General features: G+C 65.4%; 19 protein-coding genes. 5 read left to right on the forward strand and 14 right to left on the reverse strand.

Features of this window, described 5'->3' with window-relative positions:
- Positions 1–101: 101 nt before the first annotated feature.
- Positions 102–1,712: a phytoene desaturase family protein gene (locus ASG57_RS14325; protein ID WP_057196582.1), complete on the reverse strand. Its 1,611-nt coding sequence runs from the start codon at positions 1,710–1,712 to the stop codon at positions 102–104.
- Between the two features lie 218 nt (positions 1,713–1,930).
- Here ASG57_RS14325 and ASG57_RS14330 point away from each other — a divergent pair, with 218 nt between their 5' ends.
- Complete coding sequence (locus ASG57_RS14330) at positions 1,931–4,213, forward strand: fused MFS/spermidine synthase (protein ID WP_057196583.1); 2,283 nt, start codon at positions 1,931–1,933, stop codon at positions 4,211–4,213.
- A 27-nt stretch (positions 4,214–4,240) separates the two neighbouring features.
- On the opposite strand, the gene ASG57_RS14335 is transcribed toward ASG57_RS14330, so the two are convergent.
- Positions 4,241–5,236 carry a glycerophosphodiester phosphodiesterase gene (locus ASG57_RS14335; RefSeq protein WP_057196584.1) on the reverse strand — a complete coding sequence of 332 codons (996 nt, stop codon included), beginning with the start codon at positions 5,234–5,236 and terminating at the stop codon, positions 4,241–4,243.
- Between the two features lie 38 nt (positions 5,237–5,274).
- A complete protein-coding gene (locus tag ASG57_RS14340; protein WP_035698174.1) occupies positions 5,275–6,057 on the reverse strand; it encodes a L,D-transpeptidase in 783 nt (260 codons plus the stop codon).
- Between the two features lie 319 nt (positions 6,058–6,376).
- On the opposite strand from ASG57_RS14340, the gene ASG57_RS14345 reads away from it, so the two are divergent.
- Positions 6,377–6,697 (forward strand): hypothetical protein, encoded by a 321-nt coding sequence (locus ASG57_RS14345; protein WP_024339566.1) that lies wholly within the window; start codon positions 6,377–6,379, stop codon positions 6,695–6,697.
- Between the two features lie 57 nt (positions 6,698–6,754).
- Here the strand turns inward: ASG57_RS14345 and ASG57_RS14350 are convergent, their stop codons facing one another.
- The gene (locus ASG57_RS14350; protein WP_024339567.1) at positions 6,755–7,516 is read right to left on the reverse strand and encodes an ABC transporter permease; all 762 of its coding nucleotides are present in this window, start codon (positions 7,514–7,516) and stop codon (positions 6,755–6,757) included.
- Positions 7,513–8,436, reverse strand: a complete 924-nt coding sequence (locus ASG57_RS14355; protein ID WP_024339568.1) for an ABC transporter ATP-binding protein — start codon at positions 8,434–8,436, stop codon at positions 7,513–7,515. Before ASG57_RS14355 ends, ASG57_RS14350 begins: the two co-directional genes overlap by 4 nt.
- Positions 8,437–8,721: 285 nt before the next feature.
- Here ASG57_RS14355 and ASG57_RS14360 point away from each other — a divergent pair, with 285 nt between their 5' ends.
- The 3 genes from ASG57_RS14360 (at position 8,722) to ASG57_RS14370 (ending at position 11,403) form a co-directional block, all read left to right on the forward strand.
- On the forward strand, positions 8,722–9,450 hold the full coding sequence (locus tag ASG57_RS14360) for a hypothetical protein (protein WP_057196585.1): 729 nt from the start codon (positions 8,722–8,724) through the stop codon (positions 9,448–9,450).
- Between the two features lie 95 nt (positions 9,451–9,545).
- Complete coding sequence (locus ASG57_RS14365) at positions 9,546–10,490, forward strand: LysM peptidoglycan-binding domain-containing protein (RefSeq protein ID WP_057196586.1); 945 nt, start codon at positions 9,546–9,548, stop codon at positions 10,488–10,490.
- A gap of 88 nt (positions 10,491–10,578) precedes the next feature.
- Entirely contained in the window at positions 10,579–11,403 is an 825-nt protein-coding gene (locus ASG57_RS14370; RefSeq protein ID WP_057196587.1) for an aspartate dehydrogenase, read from the forward strand.
- A 10-nt stretch (positions 11,404–11,413) separates the two neighbouring features.
- Here ASG57_RS14370 and ASG57_RS14375 read toward each other — a convergent pair whose 3' ends face one another.
- From ASG57_RS14375 to ASG57_RS14415, 9 genes are all read right to left on the reverse strand, one after another.
- Positions 11,414–12,718: a PQQ-dependent sugar dehydrogenase gene (locus tag ASG57_RS14375; RefSeq protein WP_024339572.1), complete on the reverse strand. Its 1,305-nt coding sequence runs from the start codon at positions 12,716–12,718 to the stop codon at positions 11,414–11,416.
- Between the two features lie 135 nt (positions 12,719–12,853).
- Positions 12,854–13,063, reverse strand: coding sequence for a hypothetical protein (locus tag ASG57_RS14380; RefSeq protein WP_024339573.1), 210 nt, complete (start codon positions 13,061–13,063; stop codon positions 12,854–12,856).
- A 165-nt stretch (positions 13,064–13,228) separates the two neighbouring features.
- Complete coding sequence (locus ASG57_RS14385) at positions 13,229–13,855, reverse strand: methyltransferase family protein (RefSeq protein WP_024339574.1); 627 nt, start codon at positions 13,853–13,855, stop codon at positions 13,229–13,231.
- 27 nt (positions 13,856–13,882) lie between these two features.
- Entirely contained in the window at positions 13,883–14,914 is a 1,032-nt protein-coding gene (locus tag ASG57_RS14390) for an NAD-dependent epimerase/dehydratase family protein (protein ID WP_024339575.1), read from the reverse strand.
- Positions 14,915–14,942: 28 nt separating this feature from the next.
- The gene (locus ASG57_RS14395; RefSeq protein ID WP_063828467.1) at positions 14,943–15,479 is read right to left on the reverse strand and encodes an Mpo1 family 2-hydroxy fatty acid dioxygenase; all 537 of its coding nucleotides are present in this window, start codon (positions 15,477–15,479) and stop codon (positions 14,943–14,945) included.
- A 153-nt stretch (positions 15,480–15,632) separates the two neighbouring features.
- Positions 15,633–16,298: an OmpA family protein gene (locus tag ASG57_RS14400; protein ID WP_024339577.1), complete on the reverse strand. Its 666-nt coding sequence runs from the start codon at positions 16,296–16,298 to the stop codon at positions 15,633–15,635.
- Positions 16,298–16,714, reverse strand: a complete 417-nt coding sequence (locus ASG57_RS14405) for a hypothetical protein (RefSeq protein WP_024339578.1) — start codon at positions 16,712–16,714, stop codon at positions 16,298–16,300. Before ASG57_RS14405 ends, ASG57_RS14400 begins: the two co-directional genes overlap by 1 nt.
- Positions 16,715–16,803: 89 nt before the next feature.
- Positions 16,804–17,088, reverse strand: coding sequence for a type II toxin-antitoxin system HicB family antitoxin (locus ASG57_RS14410; protein ID WP_024339579.1), 285 nt, complete (start codon positions 17,086–17,088; stop codon positions 16,804–16,806).
- Positions 17,089–17,096: 8 nt separating this feature from the next.
- Positions 17,097–19,664, reverse strand: coding sequence for an ATP-dependent helicase (locus ASG57_RS14415; RefSeq protein WP_057196588.1), 2,568 nt, complete (start codon positions 19,662–19,664; stop codon positions 17,097–17,099).
- Positions 19,665–19,695 lie beyond the last annotated feature (31 nt).

Raw genomic sequence — 19,695 nt, forward strand, 5'->3', positions numbered from 1 at the left:
TTTTCCACTGGCCTTCCCCAGGATCGGCGCTGACCGGATTGCCGGGCGTCCTCTGCCCGACCACAGCCTTTCAACAGCCAGCCCACAAGCAATCCACAGGCCTATCCACGGCGTCCGAACAGCGACCGGTGATCTCGCAGGATCGCCCGCGCCGCGTTATGGCCGGGCGCGCCGGTGACGCCGCCGCCGGGATGGGCGCCGGAGCCGCAATGGTAGAGGCCCTTCAACGGCCCGCGATAGTCGGCGTGGCCCAGCATCGGTCGCGCCGAGAACAGCTGGTTCAACGTCAGCGCGCCGTGGAAGATGTCGCCTCCGAGCAGGCCAAACTGCCGTTCGAGATCGAGCGGGGACAGGATCTGGCGACCCAGCACGCTCGCCGCAAAACCCGGCGCGTATTTGTCCACCGTCGCGATCATGAGGTCGGCGACCTCTTCGCGACGGTCGTCCCAGGACGTTCCATCCGGCAGCTGCGGCGCGACGTGCTGGCAGAACAGGCTCGCGACGTGCTTGCCTTCGGGCGCCAGCGTATCGTCGAGCGTGGACGGGATCAGCATCTCGACCACGGGCTCACGGCTCCAGCCTTGCGCACGGGCATCGAGCCAGGCGCGGTCCATGTAGCCTAGGCTCGGCGCCAGGATGATGCCGGAAGAGAGATGATCGCCTTCGCCCGGCAACGCCGTAAAGGAAGGCAGGTGGTCCAGCGCCACGTTCATGCGGAAGGTGCCGGAGCCGTTCTTCCAGTGCCGGATGCGAGCAAGGAAGTCCGCAGGCAGCGCGTTGGTCGCGACTAGGTGCGTGTAGAGCAGCTTTGGATTGACGTTGGCGGCGACATATTTGGCGCGGATGGCGGAGCCGTTCTCCAGCACGACGCCGACGGCGCGGTCGCGCTCGACGATGACCTCGCGGACGCCGGCATCGGTGTCGATCACAGCGCCGCACTCGCGTGCCGCGCGCGCCATCGCCTGGGCGATCGCGCCCATGCCGCCGATGGCGTGGCCCCAGACGCCCTTCTTGCCGTTCACCTCGCCGAAGGCGTGATGCAGCATGACGTAGGCCGAACCGGCGGCATAGGGGCTGGCATAGTTGCCGACGATGGCATCGAAGCCGAACAGCGCCTTCACGAGATCATGTTCGAAACGCTCGTCCAGCATTTCGCCGGCCGAACGGGTGAAGAGATCCAGCAGGCTCCGGCTCTGTTCCAGCGTCAGGCCGCGCAGGATATTGGCCGTCTTCAACGCGTTCACGGACTCGCGGATCGCACTCGTGCCGAAACCCTCGGGCAGGTTCGGCGGCGCGCGCAGCACGAACTGCCTGAGCACGTCGGCGATGCCTTCCAGCTCGCGCGAGAAGCCGTCGAGGGCCTCTGCATCATGTGCGCTGAGCCGCGCGACCGAAGCCTTCGTCCGCCCCTCGCCGGTGATGAGATAGCTGCCGTCGGGCGCCGGAAGGAAATTCTGGGCGCGCCGCTCGACGATGCGCAGGCCGTGCTCGGCAAGCCTGAGGTCGCGGATCACCTGCGGATTGAGCAGGCTCACGGTGTAGGCCGCAACCGAATTGCGGTATCCCGGATGAAACTCCTCCGTGACGGCGGCGCCGCCGACCACTTTGCGGCGCTCGACCACGCGCACCCGCAGGCCCGCCTTGGCGAGATAGGCCGCGCAGGTGAGGCCGTTATGGCCCGCGCCGATGATGACGACGTCGGTTTCTGTCATGAAGGATGCAAGAGCCAGTGGACTGTCGTTCCGGAGTTCGCGAAGCGAGAACCCGGAATCTCGGGGTTCCGGGTTCGATGCTACGCACCGTCCGGAACGACCCTCTAATATCAAGCATCTCCGGCTGCAACATCGCGCCACACTTTATTGCCCGTTGCGGTACGGTGTGCTCCATTGCGCGCGGTCCGGCGCCCGCCGGGGTTCGAGCCGGAGCTTCCATGGATTCCATCGTGCAACCCGCCGCCACGGAGCTGCCGTCCTCGTCGCGCAACCGGCTGTTGCTGGCGGTCTACACGGCCGCGATCTTCGTCAGCGCGCTGCTGCTGTTTTCGGTGCAGCCGCTGTTCACGAAGATGGTGCTGCCGCGGCTCGGCGGCTCGCCGGCGGTGTGGTCGGTGGCGATGGTGTTCTTCCAGTCGCTGCTGCTCGCGGGCTATGCCTATGCGCATCTGCTGATGCAGGTCAGAAACCGCGTCGTTCCTGTGGCGGTGCATCTGGTGCTGCTGATCGCGGCTTTCGTCATGCTGCCGCTCGGCATCGCATCCGCCTATGGCGAGCCGCCCGCTACGGGCTATGCGTTCTGGCTGCTCGGCCTGTTCGTGGTCTCGATCGGGTTGCCGTTCTTCGCGCTCGCCGCCAACAATCCGCTGCTGCAGGCCTGGTTCGTCCGCACCGGCCACCCCGCCGCGCACGACCCCTATTTCCTCTATGCCTCCTCCAACATCGGCAGCTTCCTCGCGCTGCTGTCCTATCCCTTCCTGCTGGAGCCGATGTTCACGTTGCAGATGCAGAACCGGTTCTGGACCGCGGGTTACGGCCTCCTGATCCTGCTGATCGGTGCCTGCGGCGTGCTGCTCTTGCGTTCCCCGAAGCTGGCATTGGCGGTGGATGCGCGGGCCGAGGACGTGGACGCGCCGGCGCCCAGCCTTTCGACGCGACTGCGCTGGATCTTCCTCGCGGCGGTACCCTCCGGCCTGCTCATCGCGGTGACCGCGCACATCTCCACCGACGTCGCCGCGGCGCCGCTGCTCTGGGTGCTGCCGCTGTCACTGTATCTGCTGACATGGGTCGTCGTGTTCCAGTCGCGGCCGTTGTTGCCGCACAAATGGATGCTGATGCTCCAGCCGGTCGCGATCGCCGGCGTGGTGCTTCTGCTGGCCTATGGCGGCGAGCAGAATCTGCTGCTGACGCTCGGCGGGCACCAACTCTGCTTCTTCGTGATCGCGATGGCCTGCCATGGCGAACTGGCACGGACCAGGCCGGCGGCCAGATATCTCACCGGCTTCTATGTCGCGCTGTCGTTTGGCGGCATGGTCGGCGGCTTGTTTGCCGGGCTCGTTGCGCCCTACACCTTCTCGTGGATCGCCGAATACCCGATCCTGATCGCGCTCGCCGCGCTGTGCCGTCCGTCCGCGAACGAACGCCTTGCGGGCATCGCCAGATGGTACTGGCTGGCGCTCGCCGTGCTCGCGGTGGCGCTCGTGGCTCCCTCCTATACGACAGGCGACCTCACGACCTGGTTCGAAGATCATCGCGTCTGGGTCGCCGGAGCCATCGGCGTTCTGGCCGCGCTGCTCGCGCTGGTCCTCAACGCCGACCGCTGGAAGATCTTCGCCACCGTCGCGCTCGCGCTGGTGTTGATCCGCGTTTATCCCGCAGACGAAGGCCGCGTCACGACGGTGCGCAGCTTCTTCGGCGTGCACAAGATCGTGGTGACGCCCGGCGGCTATTTCCATGTGCTGATGCACGGCACCACCATCCACGGTGCCGAGCGCTTCCGCAACAATGACGGCACGCCGGTCGTCGGCCGGCCCGAGCCGATCACCTATTATCACCAAGACGGCGGCATCGGTCAGGCCGTCAGCGCGATCCGCGAGCGCAAGGGCGCGCCGCTCAAGGTCGCCGCGATCGGCGTCGGCTCGGGCACGCTCGCCTGCGCGGCCGAGCCGGGAGAGAGCTGGACCTTCTTCGAGATCGACCAGTCCATGGTCGATGCGGCGCGCGACCCCAGGAATTTCCGCTACATACCGAGCTGCATGCCGGACATGAAGCCCGTGATCGGCGATGCGCGGCTCACCTTCGCCAAGGAGCCGGACGGCGCCTACGACCTCGTCATCGTCGATGCCTATTCATCCGACGCGATCCCCATTCACCTCGCGACCGAGGAGGCGATGAAGATCTACAAGGACAAGCTCGCACCGCATGGGGCGGTGGTGATGCACGTCTCCAACCGGCATCTCGATCTCGAGACCGTCGTGGTCGGCATTGCCGACGCCAATGACCTCAAGAGCTGGGTCTTCAACGAGGATTCGGGTCGCGATTCCGACTACATCTTCTCGACCGACGTCGTCATCTCCGCCCGCGAGGAGGCCGACATCGGCAAGCTCGCGTCCTCCAAGCAATGGGAACAGACCGAAGCCGACGACAGGGCTCGGGTCTGGACGGATGACTATTCCAACATCCTGGGCGCGTTGTATCGGCGTTGGAAGAACGGGGAGTAGGGGCGTTCCGGACGCAGGAGCGCGTTTCTACGGCTCCACAGGCGTCCCCGCCGGCAGCGCAATGCCCCTCGCGCCGGCGACTTGGCGCAACAGGTCCGGGCTGTCCGAGATGATCCCGTCGACGCCGAGCTCGATCATGCGCGTCATGTCCTCGCGCTTGTTCACCGTCCAGACCACGACGCGCAATCCGAGTTCGTGCGCCTCTGAGATCAGCGCGGCGGTGACATCGCCGAAATGAGGCGACCAGATCGCGCCGCCCGCAGCCTTGATCGTCCGTGGGAGCGAGCCGCCGTGATCGGACGGATTGAAGTCCGCCGTCCAGTTCGTCGCCCTGTCGCGTGTCACGGTCTGGCTCGAGCCGCGCTGGATCGTCAGGTATGCGGTCGGGATGTTCGGCGCCTGCTGCTGGACGACAAGCAGGGTTCGCCAGTCGAACGACTGGATCATGACGCGCTCGGAGAATCCCTCGCTCTCGATCACGCCAAGCAGCTTCGCGACGAAATCTTGCGGACCAAGCGTTTCATCCGGACGGTTCGGATCGATCTTGGTCTCGATGTTGAAGCGCACCTTTGTGTTGCCGGACTTGCGCACCAGCGCGAACAGCTCGCGCAAGGTGGGAATGCGCGTCCCCGGCACGGCCCGCTGGCTCGGGAATTGTTTAGCGTAGGCACTGTCCGGCCGAATCTGGCCGACGTCATAGGTCCTGACCTCGTCGAGCCGCAATTTCACGAAGGGCGTCCCGGGCGGAGTGATGTAGGTCCCGTCGGGCCTCCGTGAGAGATCGGGATTGAGCCCGCGCTCATGCGAGACGATGACCTCGCCATCGGCAGTCACGCCGACGTCGAGCTCCAGCGTGTCCACGCCCATCGACAATGCGTTGGCGAAGGCGGGCAGGGAATTTTCCGGCAACAGCGCCCGACCGCCGCGATGCGCCTCGATGTCGAAGGTCGCATCAGATCCCATGGCCGGTCCCGCCATCAACACCCAGAGCGCAATCAGAATGGTCGTGGCACGCGACGGCATGGTGCCTCGGCCCGCAACGGCGGTTGATGGCGGTCGCGTCAATTCTGATAGTAATAGCCGCGCGGCTGATAGTACTGCCGGGGCTGAGGTTGATAATAGTAACCTTGCTGGCCGTAGCCCTGATCGTAATAGGGTCGCGGCTGCTGCTGATAGACTTGCGCGTCATAGAGCGGCCGGCCGGCCGAGCGCGGCGCCGGATATCGCGCGCCGGTGTCGCTGCCGTCTGCCGGATAGATGTAATTATCGTCCTGCGGCATGTAGCGGCGCGCGGGCTGCGCCGGCGGCGTCAGATTCACGGGATCGCCGGTGGTTGCGTACTGCTCTTCAGCGGGTTGCGGTGCGCGGGCCATTGTCGTGGCATTGCGGCCACGCGGATTGCGCGCCATCGCCACCTGCGCCGAGCCCGTCAACGTCACCGTGGTGTTGAGCACACCCTGCTGCTGAACCAGCGCATAGAGCGCCGAGGCATTCTGGCGCGACAGCCTAACGCAGCCATGGGAGGCCGGCGAGCCGAGCCGCCCGACCGAGTCGGTGCCATGGATGGCGTGCCCGACCTTGGTGAAGAAGATCGCGTGCGGCATCGGGGCGTCGTCGAATTCCTTGGAGTAGTGATCCTCTTCCATACGAAAGGCGCGGAACGATCCGTTCGGCGTCTCGCGCGAGGGGACGCCGGTTGAGACCGGCCAGCGATAACGCGCGACGCCGTCGACCGCGACGATCATCTGCTGATTGTCCTTGTCGACGGTGATCTCGACCTTGGCCTGCGCGGTGCCCGTGCCCAAAACCAGCACTGTGGAGAAAGCGATGAAAAAGGTACGCATCTGGAAACGCATCGAGTCCTGGCCTCCGGCCTGTTCACGCTAGGCGCCGCGGCTCTCCGTCGCCGGCGTGCAATATGCCTGCAATCCGGCTTTCGTTCCAGCGACCTGGCCGCCCATCGTTAACGCGACGCCTGATGTAAGCAAGCCCGCCTTGTGGCGTGAGAGTGCGGCGGCGCTGACATTTTCGCGATCCGGGCCTGCGCTCACGACGCCGACAATTCGTCACAAAAGCCGCAACCATTCCACCGCGTCGAACGTTGATCGTGTTCACCCTGCACCGGCGCATGCCGCCAAGCACCTCACAGACCCTGGAATGAACATGAACAAAGCCCATGTCGCCGCGCTGCCGGCCGGTTCGCCCGTCCGCCTGCTGTTCGCAGCCGTCGCTCTCGTGCTCGCGCTGTTGTCGCTGCCGCAGGCGGGCCATGCCCAGGGCATCGTGCGCGGCGCCCGGGAGGGCGCCTATGAGGGTAATCGCATTGGGGGTCCCGTGGGCGGCGCAGTCGGTGGCGTCGTCGGGGCAGGCGTCGGCGGCGCAGTCGGCGCAGTCGAGGGGGTGCTCGGTATTCCCCACCGTCATTCCCGCCGCGGCTGTCGTGGATATTACGACCGACATCACCGCTTCCATTGTTATCGGTGAGTCCACCGCGCTCATTCCGGACTCACGACTTTGTCGCATCCGGAATGTGGGCGCAGGTCAGTTTTTCAGCCGGTACCCGGTGCGGAAAATCCACCAGATCACGACGAGGCAGATCACCAGGAACGCCAGCGTCATGCCAACGCTGACGGCGATGCTGACGTCGGCGATCTCGTAGAAGCTCCAGCGGAAGCCGGAGATCAGGTAGACGACCGGGTTGAGCAGCGCGATACTGCGCCAGGCTGGCGGCAGCATGTCGATGGAATAGAAGCTGCCGCCGAGGAAGGTCAGCGGCGTCACCACCAGCATCGGGATCATCTGAAGTTTCTCGAAGCCGTCGGCCCAGATGCCGATGATGAAGCCGAACAGGCTGAACGTCACGGCGGTGAGCACCAGGAACGCGAGCATCCAGACCGGATGGTGGATGTGCAGCGGCACGAACAGCCCCGCCGTTGCCAGGATGATCAGGCCCAGAATGATCGACTTGGTCGCGGCTGCGCCGACATAGCCGATCACGATCTCGAAATAGGAGATCGGCGCCGACAGGATCTCGTAGATCGTGCCGGTGAATTTGGGGAAGTAGATGCCGAACGAGGCATTGGCGATGCTCTGCGTCAGCACCGAGAGCATGATCAGGCCCGGCACGATGAAGGTGCCGTAGCTGACGCCCTCGACCTGGCTGATGCGCGAGCCAATGGCGGCGCCGAACACCACGAAATAGAGCGAGGTCGAGACCACGGGCGAGACGATGCTTTGCAGCAGCGTGCGCCAGGTGCGCGCCATTTCGAACAGGTAGATGGCGCGGATGGCGCGATGATTCATGACGTCCTCACGAGGTCGACGAAGATGTCCTCGAGCGACGATTGCGTCGTGTCGAGGTCGTTGAAGCGGATGCCGGCGGTGCGCAGATCGCCGAGCAGGCTGGTGATGCCGGTGCGCTCGCCCTGGGTGTCGTAATCGTAGACCAGCGTGGCGCCCTCATCGCAGAGCTCGAGCTCGTAATGCGCGAGGCTTTCGGGCAACGAGGTGACCTTGTTCTGCAGATGCAGCGTCAGCCGCTTCCTGCCGAGCTTCTGCATCAAGGTCGTCTTGTCCTCGACCAGCACGATCTCGCCCTTGTTGATGACGCCGATGCGGTCGGCCATCTCCTCGGCTTCCTCGATGTAGTGCGTGGTGAGGATGATGGTGACGCCGGACTGCTGAAGGCCGCGGACCACCTCCCACATGCCTTTGCGCAGCTCGACGTCGACGCCGGCCGTGGGCTCGTCCAGGAACAGGATCTGCGGCTCGTGCGACAGTGCCTTGGCGATCATCACGCGGCGCTTCATGCCGCCGGAGAGCGTGATGATCTTGTTGTCCTTCTTGTCCCACAGCGAGAGATCCTTCAGCACCTTCTCGATATGGGCGGGGTTCTTCGGCTTGCCGAACAGGCCCCGGGAGAAGCTCACCGTCGCCCACACGCTTTCGAAGGCGTCAGTGTGCAATTCCTGCGGCACGAGGCCGATCAGCGAACGTGCCTTGCGGTAGGAGGTCTGGATGTCCTCGCCGCCGACCAGAACCCGGCCTTCACTTGGATTGGCGATGCCGCAGATGATCGAGATCAGCGTGGTCTTGCCGGCACCATTGGGGCCGAGCAGCGCAAAAATCTCGCCACGCTTGATGTCGAGGTTGACGTTCTTGAGCGCCTTGAAGCCGGACCCATAGGTCTTCGACAGATTGGCGACGGAAATGATGGAAGGCATGATGGCCGCAAGGCTGAATGGCTGGGGAAGGGGGAGGGCCGGACCTGTCCGGATGGGCAGATCAGCGGAGCCCTGAAATAGGAACGCGCTTGCCGCCCCGCAATTCCCCGGAGAAAAATGGTCCGAAAACAGGCCGTTCAGTGGCATGATCCGGGCAAGTGTTGCGCGATGGTCACGGCGTGCTGCTAAGATGGTCGTTCACGCGGCTCTTTGTTGCGTCTGCGAGCGGGCCGTGGCTACGATTCCGGCCAATCGCGAAGCGTATCGTCTCCAGGGAAAACATCGATGAGTCCGAACGGCCGTCACACCGCTGGCGCCAGCCAATCGTCCACCCTTCGCATGTGGGCGATGGGCCTGCTCCTGCTGTCAGCTGTTGCCATCAGCCCGACCGCCGCCAAGGCGGCGCCGAGCCAGGCCGCGGTCGCGACCACGCACGTCTATTTGCTCCGCGGCGTGCTCAACATCTTCTCGCTCGGGCTCGACACCATCGGTGCCCGGCTCCAGGCGCGGGGCGTTCCGGTGACCGTCGCCAACTTCGTCTCCTGGTCCTCGCTCGCCGATGAAGCCGCCGCCGCCTACCGGGCCGGCCGGCTCAAAACCATCATCCTCGTCGGGCATTCCTCGGGTGCCACCGCGCTGCCGGACATGATCGCCAAGCTCAATCAGCTCGGCGTCCCCGTGAAGCTCGCGATCGGCCTCGATTCCGTCTTCAAGACCAAGCTCTCGACCGGCGCCGACCGCTACATCAACATCTATATCGGCGATGGTCCCGGCGAGCCGGTGCGGGCCGCAGCGGGTTTTCGCGGCAAGCTCGACAACGTCGATGTGCGTGGCACCGGCGTCGGCCATATCTCGATCGACAAGAACGAAGCGATCCAGCGTCGCGTCATCGCCGAGATCGATGCCGCGATCATGCGCTCGCGCGCGCCCGCGGCGCCGGCCGCCCCGGTCGCCGACCAGGGCACGCCGCGGCAGGCGCGCTCGGCAGCAGCGGCGGCTCCGGCGAGGAACTGAGCTGGCGGGCAGTTTCGCGCCGCAAAATCTGCCAATTCCGCGGTCATGAAGACACGGGGGAGGCCTTTGCCTCCCGTGGTGGGACTGCTGGACTGATGATTGATTTGAGGCGGCTCCTCGTGCTGGCAGCGGTTGGGCTGCTCGCCCTCGGCACCGGCGCGACCGGTGCCTCACAGGCCAGAACGAAGCCGGCCGCGGCCACGCCTGTTGCGCCGCCGCCTCCGCCGTTCGAGCCGTTGCCGCCGCCGAAGGTCTACCTCTTCCGCGGTGCCATGGGTCCGATCTTCTCGACCGGGATGGACCGGCTCGGCGAGAAGCTGACGCAGGCCGGCTTCTCCGCCGACGTCTATGAATTCACCTTGTGCCGGTTCATCGGCAACCGCGTCATCGCCAGCTACAAGGAAAAGGCGGCGCCGATCGTCTTGATCGGCCACTCCATGGGCGGGCTGTGCTCGATCGTCATCTCCGAGATGGCGGCCGAGGAGAACGTCCCGATCAGCCTCGTCATTGCCATCGACCCCGCGCATGCGACCGGCGACGTGCCGCTCAACGTCGAGCGCTTCATCAACATCTTCCTGTCCGACAGCGTGCTCGGCGGCGGCGATGTCGTCGCCGTGCCCGGCTTTCGCGGCCATTACGCGAGCTACGACCTCAAGGAAAATGCGCGCGTCAGCCACATCAACATCGAGAAGTCGGACGACATCCATCGTCAGATCGTCGAGATGGTGACGCAGCTGCCGCGCATACCGCCGCAGACCCAGGCCGATGCCGTGCCGCTGCGCTACCTGGTCCCGGCGGACACGCTGGTCGAATTGTGGGCCTCCGGCGTCCGGGTGCCGGTGCGGCGCGGCGACACCATGGAAAGCATCGCCGCTGCCAATCGTGTGCCGCTGTGGACGCTCGCGCAGAGCAATTCACTGCCCGAGAACGCGCCGCTGACCCCGGGCCAGACCATCATCGTCCCGCGCCATCTCACGCCGCCCGAGCCGGCCGCCGCGATGGCGGCTCCTCCCGTGGCTCCGGCGACATCGCGGAAGTAACAGCTCTTCGCGCTCCCCGCGTGCGGCCGCGCTGGCCTATGCGGAAAACGGTGCGCTATGATGCCGGCCAGCGAGGAAGCGGGACGCGATGACTGGACAGAGAGCGGCGGGCGAACTGAAAGTTGCCATTGCAGGACTGGGCTCGATCGGCACCAAGATCGCGGCTGCTCTGGATCGGGGTATCGAGGGACTGACGCTGTCCGCAGTCGCCGTACGCGATCCCGCCAAGCATCACGCTTTCATCGGCGGCCTGCGGCGCCCGCCGCAGATCATGCCGATCGACCAGCTCGGCGGTGCCGCCGACATCGTGATCGAATGCGCGCCGAGCCGGCATCTGCGCGAGATCGTCGAGCCCGCCGTGAAGCGGGGCAAGACCGCACTCGTCGTCAGCGTCGGCGGGCTGCTCGACAATTTCGATCTGGTCGATCTCGCCCGCGCCAATGGCGGGCGCATCCTCGTGCCGACCGGCGCGCTGATCGGGCTCGATGCGGTGAACGCCGCTGCAATCGGCACCATTCATTCCGTGAAGATGGTGACGCGCAAGCCGATCGACGGCCTGAAGGGCGCGCCGTTCATCGTCGAGAACAACATCGACATCGACAAGCTGCGCGAGCCGCTGAAGCTGTTCGAGGGTACGGCGCGCGAGGCCGCGAAGGGCTTTCCGGCCAATCTCAACGTCGCGGTCGCGCTGTCGCTCGCCGGCGTCGGGCCCGATCGCACGGAGGTGCAGATCTGGGCCGACCCGACTGTGACGCGCAACGTTCACCGCATCGAGGTCGAGGCGGATTCGGCCCGCTTCTCGATGTCGATCGAGAACATCCCGTCCGAGAATCCCAAGACCGGGATCATCACCGCGCTGTCCGTGATCGCGCTGCTGCGCAAGCAGCGCGCCACGCTCTGCGTCGGGACGTAAGTCTTACGGCTTACGCGCCCGTCACGCGCCAGATCACGTTGCCGACGTCGTCGGCCATCAGCAGCGACGTCTTGTCGGGGCCGATCGCGACGCCCACCGGACGTCCATAGGATTCCTTCTCGTCCGGCGACAGGAAGCCCGACAGGATGTCGCGACCGGGGCCGGACGGCTTGCCGTTTTCGAATGGGATGAACACCAGCCTGTAGCCGGACAGCTTGCTGCGATTCCACGAGCCGTGCTGGCCGATCACCATGCCGTCTCCGAAGCCGGGCAGGGTGCCGGCGGGCATCCAGCACAGGCCGAGCGAAGCGGTGTGGCCGCCGAGCGCATAGTCCGGCTGAAGCGCCTTGGCGACCATCGCCGGATCCTGCGGCACGCGGTCGTCGACGGTCCTGCCCCAATAGCAATAGGGCCAGCCGTAGAAGCCGCCGTCGCGCACCGAGGTGAGATAATCCGGCGGGGTTTCGTCGCCGAGGCCGTCGCGCTCGTTGACGACCGTCCACAGCACGCCCGTGTTCGGCTCCCAGGCGAGGCCCACGGGATTGCGCAGGCCGCTTGCGAAGATGCGATGCGTGCCGGCCGCGAGGTCGAGCTCGTAGACCGCGGCGCGGCCTTCCTCGACCTCCATGCCCATCTCGGCGATGTTGCTGAGCGAGCCGACGCCGGCATAGAGCTTCTTGCCGTCGGGGCTTGCCAGAAGACTGCGCGTCCAGTGCCCGCCCGGCTTGAACGTCGTGAGCCGCTTGCCCGGCGCGGTGATGCGATCGGCATCGGCAACGTAAGGGAAGGCCATCACGCCGTCGGTGTTGCCGACATAGAAGGTGTCACCGACCAGGGCCATGCCGAAGGGCTGGCTCAGGTTCTCCATGAAGGCGCCGCGAACTTCGGCGACGCCGTCGCCGTCGTTGTCGCGCAGCAGCGTGATGCGGTTAGCGGAAACGCCAAGCGCCGCGGCACGCCGCATGGTCGCCTGCATCGCAAAGTGAAACACCGTGCGCGGGGGACCTGCGATCTGCGTTGCTTCCGCGATCAGCACATCGCCATTGGGCAGCACTTCGATCCAGCGCGGATGGTCGAGACCGGTCGCGAACGCATTGGCCTTGAGGCCGGGTGCAACAGTCGGCTTCTGACCCTCGCGCCAGCCGCGCGCGGTCGGCATCTTCAACGTCGGAATCGCGCCTTGCGGCTTCGCCTCGGGAATCGCCGGCGTCTCGCCCCAGGCCGGCGCGGGCTCAGTGCCCGACATCTTTCGCCATTGCAGCGCGATGCCGCCGATGAGAGCGACGAACTGCGCGAAGATGCTGGAAAACGTCATGACAGGCCCCCGTGTGCGCGCGCATCCAACTGGCTGACGGGGCTGACGTCAACCTGCGCGGCCGGCCACCGGGGCCTATTCCCGGGGAATGGCAGCCGATCGAATTTGCATGGGATCGACGCCGCGTCGCCGCGATCAGCGGCCGATCTGCCGCTCCAGCCGCCGCGCCGCGCGAAAATCTTCCAGGTGGTGGATGTTGGGGGCCAGCGCGGCTTCTCTGGACAACAGATGGTAGACCCGGGCCACCGTGCGCTGCTTCTGCTTCGCCCGGCCACGCGGAAGCGCCCGCGCCTTGCGGACGGCGGCAATGGCGTGCTCGCGAAAATAATCGTAGGCGTCCGACATGGCTCGGTGCTCTGCGAATGGTACAGGTGTCGAGGGAGTAACGGGCGTGGGGAGGGGCGGTTCCCTGGCCAACAGCGTCGTCGCCGGATGAGCGAAGCGCGATCTCCGGGACGACAGGTCCCGCATGTCGTCTTGCTCGTGCGGGCTACAGGCTCGCGCTTCGGCCTACCGTGGCGACAGGAACGGAATGATCATCGGCACGCGGCGGCAATAAGCACCATAGGCATCTTCACCGAGTTCCTTCGACAGGAACACCTCTTCCATCCGGCCCTTTTGCCACATGCCGAGCGAGATCAGGATGGCGCCGAGGATAGCAGTCACCGTGCCGACGGCGATGCCGGTCGCCAGCATGCCCGCGATCAGGCCGGTGTAGATCGGATGACGCACGATGCCGTAGGGGCCGGTGTCGATGACGCGATGGTCTTCCTTGTGGGTGATGGTGTTGGACCAGAACTTGCCGAGATGCAGCCGGCCCCACCAGGTGAACGAGATGCCGGCGAGCACGATCAGCGCGGTGACATAGACAGCCGTGTTGCTGAACACCCAGAGCGGCTTCTCGTTCAGCACTTCCGCAGTCCACGGCGTGAACAGGATGCCACCGACGAGAATCGGGATGCGATAGCGGCCGGACTCCAGCGTCATCACCTGCTTCTGCGTGCGGCCCTGCCAGAACGAGGCGCCGATCCAGCTGGCGAGCCAGGCAAGCCAGATCAAGGCGAGGAGTTGCGTCGGCCAGGTCGTGGTCCAGCCACCCCAGGCGACAGACAGAAGTTTGCTGAAATCGAAGGACATGAAGGTTCTTTGCGTTGGGCGGCGACTCTAGCTCGCGCGCGAGGAGAGCGCGTGATGCTTGAGGGCGCCGGAGGGCTGCTCGCCGTTGCGGGCGAGCAGATGGGTAATGGTTTCGCGCAACACCGGCTCGATCGGACGCGGCGAATAGCCGAGCTCGGTGCGAGCCTTGCCGATCGACAGATCGCTCGCGGCAAGCGCGATGCGCACGCCCTCGGCGGTGCCGTTGGGCGGCCGGCGGGTCACGTGATCGGCGATGTATTCGAGCATGATGGCTGATAGCTCAGCGAGCTTTCCGGGCACGACGACCGGAAGCTGCCGGCGGCCGCTCATCGCCGACATCATCCGCAGGACACTCCCGAGCGTGACGCAGTCGCCGCCGAGGATGTAGCGCTGGCCGGCGCGGCCGCGCTCCATGGTCAGCAGGAGGCCCATGGCGACGTCGCGGACGTCGACGAGATTGACCAGGAAGTCGAGATGCGGCTGCACCTTCTTCTGGAGGAAGTACCAGAGCATCGCAGTCGGCGGCGTCAGATTGTGGTCGGCAGCGCCGATCGGCATGGTCGGCGTGCCGATCACAAGAGGGAAGCCCGCGGCTGCAGCCTTTGCGACATGATGCTCGGCGAGCGCCTTCGACCGCGTATAGGCGCCGGGCATTGCCTCGGCCGCCTGCAGCGCTTCCTCGGCGGGAACACCCTTGAGGTCGGAATAAGGGAACAGGATCGATTCGGTCGAGCAATGCAGGAACCGCGAGACGCCGCGCTTCATCGCCGCCGCGAGCACGATCTCGGTGCCGCGGCAATTGACCTCGTGGAAGTCCTGCTTGTTGGCGACCCACATGCCGGGCAGGGCGGCGAGGTGATAGACCCGATCGACACCGGCGAGCGCCGCATCCACCGCATCGCGGTCCAGCACCGAGGCATGGGCATATTCAACGTCCGCGTTCGCGGCGGCCGGTGGACGGACATCGAGAACCCGCACCCGCTGCCCACGGGCGCGGAGCGCTTCTACGAGATGATGTCCGATGAAGCCACTGCCACCGGTAACCAGGACGAGAGCCATGCAGAAGGTTGCTGTTTCGCTTTTGGGGTTATCGGGCGGAAAGGGAATTGGTCGGAAGAGGCGCCAGAATCGCGGCAAGGTCGCGACGGAAGCCCAAGGCAATGAATAATTTTGCCATCACGAACATCGGTCCAAGCAAAAGATGCGAGGGAAAAGTGAACAACGAGGCCTCGCGGCCCTCAAAAACCTTGTGGCCGATGGTTTGCGCGGCGAGGCCGAGCACCACCAGCGCGGCGAAAATCGCCCACATCGTCGCGATGCTGACTTGGGCCGTGATCGTCGTCGCCACCGAAAACAGCACGATGGAGACGGCCAGAATGCCGAGCCCGAGCGCCACGTCGAGCAGCAGCCAATAAATCAATACCGGCAGGGCCAGGATCACTGCCAAGCTGACGTCGAAACCGAACAGCGGAAACTTGACCAGCGTCAACGGCAGCACTGCGCCGGTGAAGAGCAAGAGAATACCGATCACATGCATCGCCGTGTTCCGGGGATCGCGATGATACTCGACGTAGACGGCAAGTTGGCGCTGGAAAAAGCCACCCATTTCGGTCTCATGCAGCATGTTGGTCGGGAAGGGCGAACATTGGCTATAGCACTGGACCGGGCGGTGCACAAACCGGTGCTTTGTCGCTTGAAGCCGCATTGGCGCGCCTGGAACACGCTACAAATCAACAGCACTTCAACAGGTTCCGTCGGCAGCGAAGCCCGCGTTCGTTCAGTGCTTCCTGGCGGGTTTTTTCGCCGCAGGCGCAGGAGCAGCCGGACGCGGCGCCTCCTCCGGCAGCTTGGCATAGGTCAGGATCTGCAACTGGCCGTTGACGGGCGAGGTCGGCTTGGCCCGGTCGAGAAGCTGCTCCTCGCCGAGGCCGATCGGATGCAGTCGCTTGGTCGAGATCTTGAACGTGTTCACCAGCACATCGCGGATTGCATCTGCGCGGCGCTGGCTCAGGATCGCATTGGCCTCGCGCGTCTTCGAATTGGATTCGACATGGCCGACGATCAGGAACGTGTAGGGCAGCAGCGAGGAATGCACCAGCGCGTCCGCGATGCGGCCGACGGTCTGGTAGGAAGCCGGCTGAATGATCGGCGTGTCCGTGTCGAACTGGATCTGCGCATTGAAGGCGGGCAGCTTGGCCAGATCGGGCGCTATCAGCGGCCGGTTCACGGGTCCTGGATCGTTCTTGATCCTGGTCTTGGCGCGCTCCATCACCTGCTGCTTCAGCGTCGGCAGATCGAGCTCGGCCGCTTCTTCGAACCGGTTCAGCTTGCTCACGATCTCGTCGCGGGTCGGCGCTGACGTCTGCGCGCCCGCGGTGCCCGGCAGCAAGGCGAGCCCCAGCGCAACGGCCGCTCCAGTCATGATGTGCCTGGGCGCGCGCATCAGCGATACCCCGCGTCGTCAACGGCCTTCAGGCAGTTGTTGCTGATGCCCTTGGGCGTCGAGACCAGGCAGGGAATCGACTTGCTTGTCTCCTTGGTCGAGCCCCCGCAGACTTTGACGATCTCGCGCTGACAGGCATTCGCCACGGTCACGCGCGCGGCGACGCGCTTCTGAATGGCCTCGAAAGCGCCGAGGTAATCGCTCGCGCATTGCGGCGAGAGGACGTCACGGTTGCGCGACAGGCACTCCTTCAGCCGGTTCGAATCCGGGTTGACGCCGCGGCAATTGGCGATGATCTCTGCACCGCAGCTCGCCGCCAGCTTGCCGATCGAATCACCAAAGCTCATGGTCTCCGCCGCCGCAAGCGACGGCATCCCCAATGCAAGCACGATCAGTGTGACGGATCCCCGGACCATGGGGCGCATCTGATACGGGGAAGTTCGCGATGGTCAAGACCTGTTCGGGCGAGAACTGTCGGGAGTCGGCCCGGTGAGGCGAACAGTCCTCAATCCGCAGCCGGGAGGGGCGGCCATTCGACCAGGACGGCCGTGTGGTTCCTGAGGTCGTCGGCAAATTCAGGGGCGGCCCTGAGCTCGTCCAGCGTCCGCGGCGGAGGAAGCTCGCGCCCCTCCGCGATCAGCTCCTGCGCGTAGAACGCGATTGCCTCGGGCGCATTCTCCAGCGCCTCGTCGACGTCGTCGCCGCCGGAGATGCAGCCGGGCAGGTCGGGAAACCAGAGGCTGACCGCGTCCGGGGCTGCGTCCTCGATGATGGCAACGTACTGAGCCATACCGGCCGTCACGCCCTCTGCACGAAGCTGTCCACGACCTTCTTCTCGCCGGCCTTGTCGAAGGCGATGGTGAGCTTGTTGCCGTCGATCCTGGTGACGCGGCCATAGCCGAATTTCTGGTGGAAGACGCGGTCGTCCAGCGCAAATTCCGAGGTCGTGCCGGTGGATTTGGCGACCAACTCGCCTTCGATGGTCATCGGCCCGCGACGGCGCGAGGAGAAGCTGCCGAAATCCGGTCCGGATGACGAGGCCGAGGAGAACGTCGCCGTCTCTTCCTCGAAGCCGCTTCTGCCGCCACCGCGATTGCGATTGGCCTGCGCGCGCTGCCAGCCCGGCGTCGAGTAGCTGGAGCCGAACGCCTCCATGTCGTCGAAGCGCGAGGCGCCGTAGCCGCCGCTGCCGCCCCAGCCGGAGCCGCCCTTGGATTCCGTGATCTCGACATTGGCCGCCGGCAATTCGTCGAGGAAGCGCGAGGGGATCGTGGTCGACCAGGTGCCGTGGATGCGCCGGTTGGTCGCAAAATAGATCTTCGCGCGGCGGCGCGCGCGGGTCAGGCCGACATGGCCGAGCCGGCGCTCTTCTTCCAGGCCAGCGCGGCCCTGTTCGTCCAGCGTGCGCTGGCTCGGGAACAGGCCTTCCTCCCAGCCGGGCAGGAACACGTTATCGAATTCGAGGCCCTTGGCCGAATGCAGCGTCATCAGCGACACCGCGTCGTCCTCGGCGCCGCCCTCGCGGTCCATCACCAGCGAGATGTGCTCGAGAAATCCTTGCAGGTTCTCGAACTCCTCCATCGAGCGCACCAGCTCTTTGAGGTTCTCCAGCCGGCCTGCAGCATCCGCCGAACGGTCCTTCTGCCACATCTCGGTATAGCCGCTCTCGTCGAGCACGATCTGGGCGAGATCGGTGTGCGCGGTGACCTCGCGCTGGGCGCGCCAGCGGTCGAACTGTGCGATGAGATCGCGCAAGGAGCCGCGCGCCTTCGGCTTCAGCTCGTCGGTCTCGACCACGGCGCGCGCGGCCTCGAACAGCGGAATGCGGCGCTTGCGGGCATGGTCGTGCAGCATCTGCACGGTGGCGTCGCCGAGGCCGCGCTTGGGCGTATTGACGATGCGCTCGAAGGCGAGATCGTCGGCCGGCGAATTGATGACGCGCAAATAGGCCAGCGCGTCGCGGATCTCGGCGCGCTCGTAGAAGCGCGGGCCGCCGATGACGCGATAGGACAGGCCGAGCGTGACGAAGCGGTCTTCGAACTCGCGCATCTGGTAGGAGGCGCGCACGAGAATGGCGATCTCGTTGAGCTTCTCGCCCTGGCGCTGCAGCTGCTCGATCTCCTCGCCGATGCCGCGGGCTTCCTCTTCCGAATCCCAGGAGCCCGTGACGGTGACCTTCTCGCCGTCCTGGTCCTCGGTGCGCAACGTCTTGCCCAGCCGGCCTTCGTTGTGTGCGATCAGATGCGAGGCGGCGGCGAGGATATGCCCGGTCGAGCGGTAGTTGCGTTCCAGACGAATGACCTTGGCGCCGGGGAAATCGTGCTCGAAGCGCAGGATGTTGTCGACCTCGGCGCCGCGCCAGCCATAGATCGACTGGTCGTCGTCGCCGACGCAGCAGATGTTCCTGGTGGGGCCCTTTTCGCTCGCGGAAACAAGCCTCGCATCATGTCTCTCGTCATCAGGCCGACGCGCAGCGTCGAGACCCGGTGATCCATCTTGTGACGAAGCGATGGATTGCCGGGTCAAGCCCGGCAATGACGAACTGGAGGACGGCGCCTGCGACAGCAGCCGCAGCCACAGATATTGCGCGACGTTCGTATCCTGATACTCGTCCACCAGGATGAATTTGAAGCGCTGCTGGTACTGCCTGAGGATATCGGGATGCTCGCGGAAGATGCGGATGTTCTCCAGCAGCAGATCGCCGAAATCGGCCGCGTTCAAGATCTTCAGCCGCTCCTGGTAGCTCGCATAGAGCTTGCCGCCTTTGCCGTTGGCGAACATCGCAGCTTCGCCCGAAGGCACTTGCGAGGGCATCAGGCCGCGGTTCTTCCAGCCGTCGATGAGGCCTGCCAGCATGCGTGCCGGCCAGCGCTTGTCGTCGATGTTCTCGGCCTGCAGCAGCTGCTTCAGCAGCCGTACCTGGTCGTCGACATCGAGCACGGTGAAGTTCGACTTGAGCTGCGCCAGCTCGGCATGGATGCGCAGGATGCGCCCGCCGATGGAGTGGAAGGTACCGAGCCACGGCATGCCTTCCACGGCATGGCCGAGCATCTGGCCGAGCCGGTGCTTCATCTCGCGGGCGGCCTTGTTGGTGAAGGTCACCGACAGGATCTCGGCGGGGCGGGCGCGGCCCTGGCTGAGGATGTGGGCGATGCGCGTGGTCAGCACGCGCGTCTTGCCGGTGCCGGCGCCGGCCAGCACCAGAACCGGGCCGTCCAGCGTCTCCACGGCCTCGCGCTGCTCCGGATTGAGCCCGGAGAGGTATTTCGGGCCCACCGAGGCGCGCGCACGCGCGGCGATGCCGCCGGCTGCGGGTTGGTGGTCGGGAACGGCTGTGATCTTGCTTGGCTCGGTCATGCGAATCATTGGCCCCACGATGGCACCGCGGGGTGACGGA

It is taken from the genome of Bradyrhizobium sp. Leaf396 (assembly GCF_001424605.1).
In the GTDB taxonomy this organism is placed as follows: domain Bacteria; phylum Pseudomonadota; class Alphaproteobacteria; order Rhizobiales; family Xanthobacteraceae; genus Bradyrhizobium; species Bradyrhizobium japonicum_C.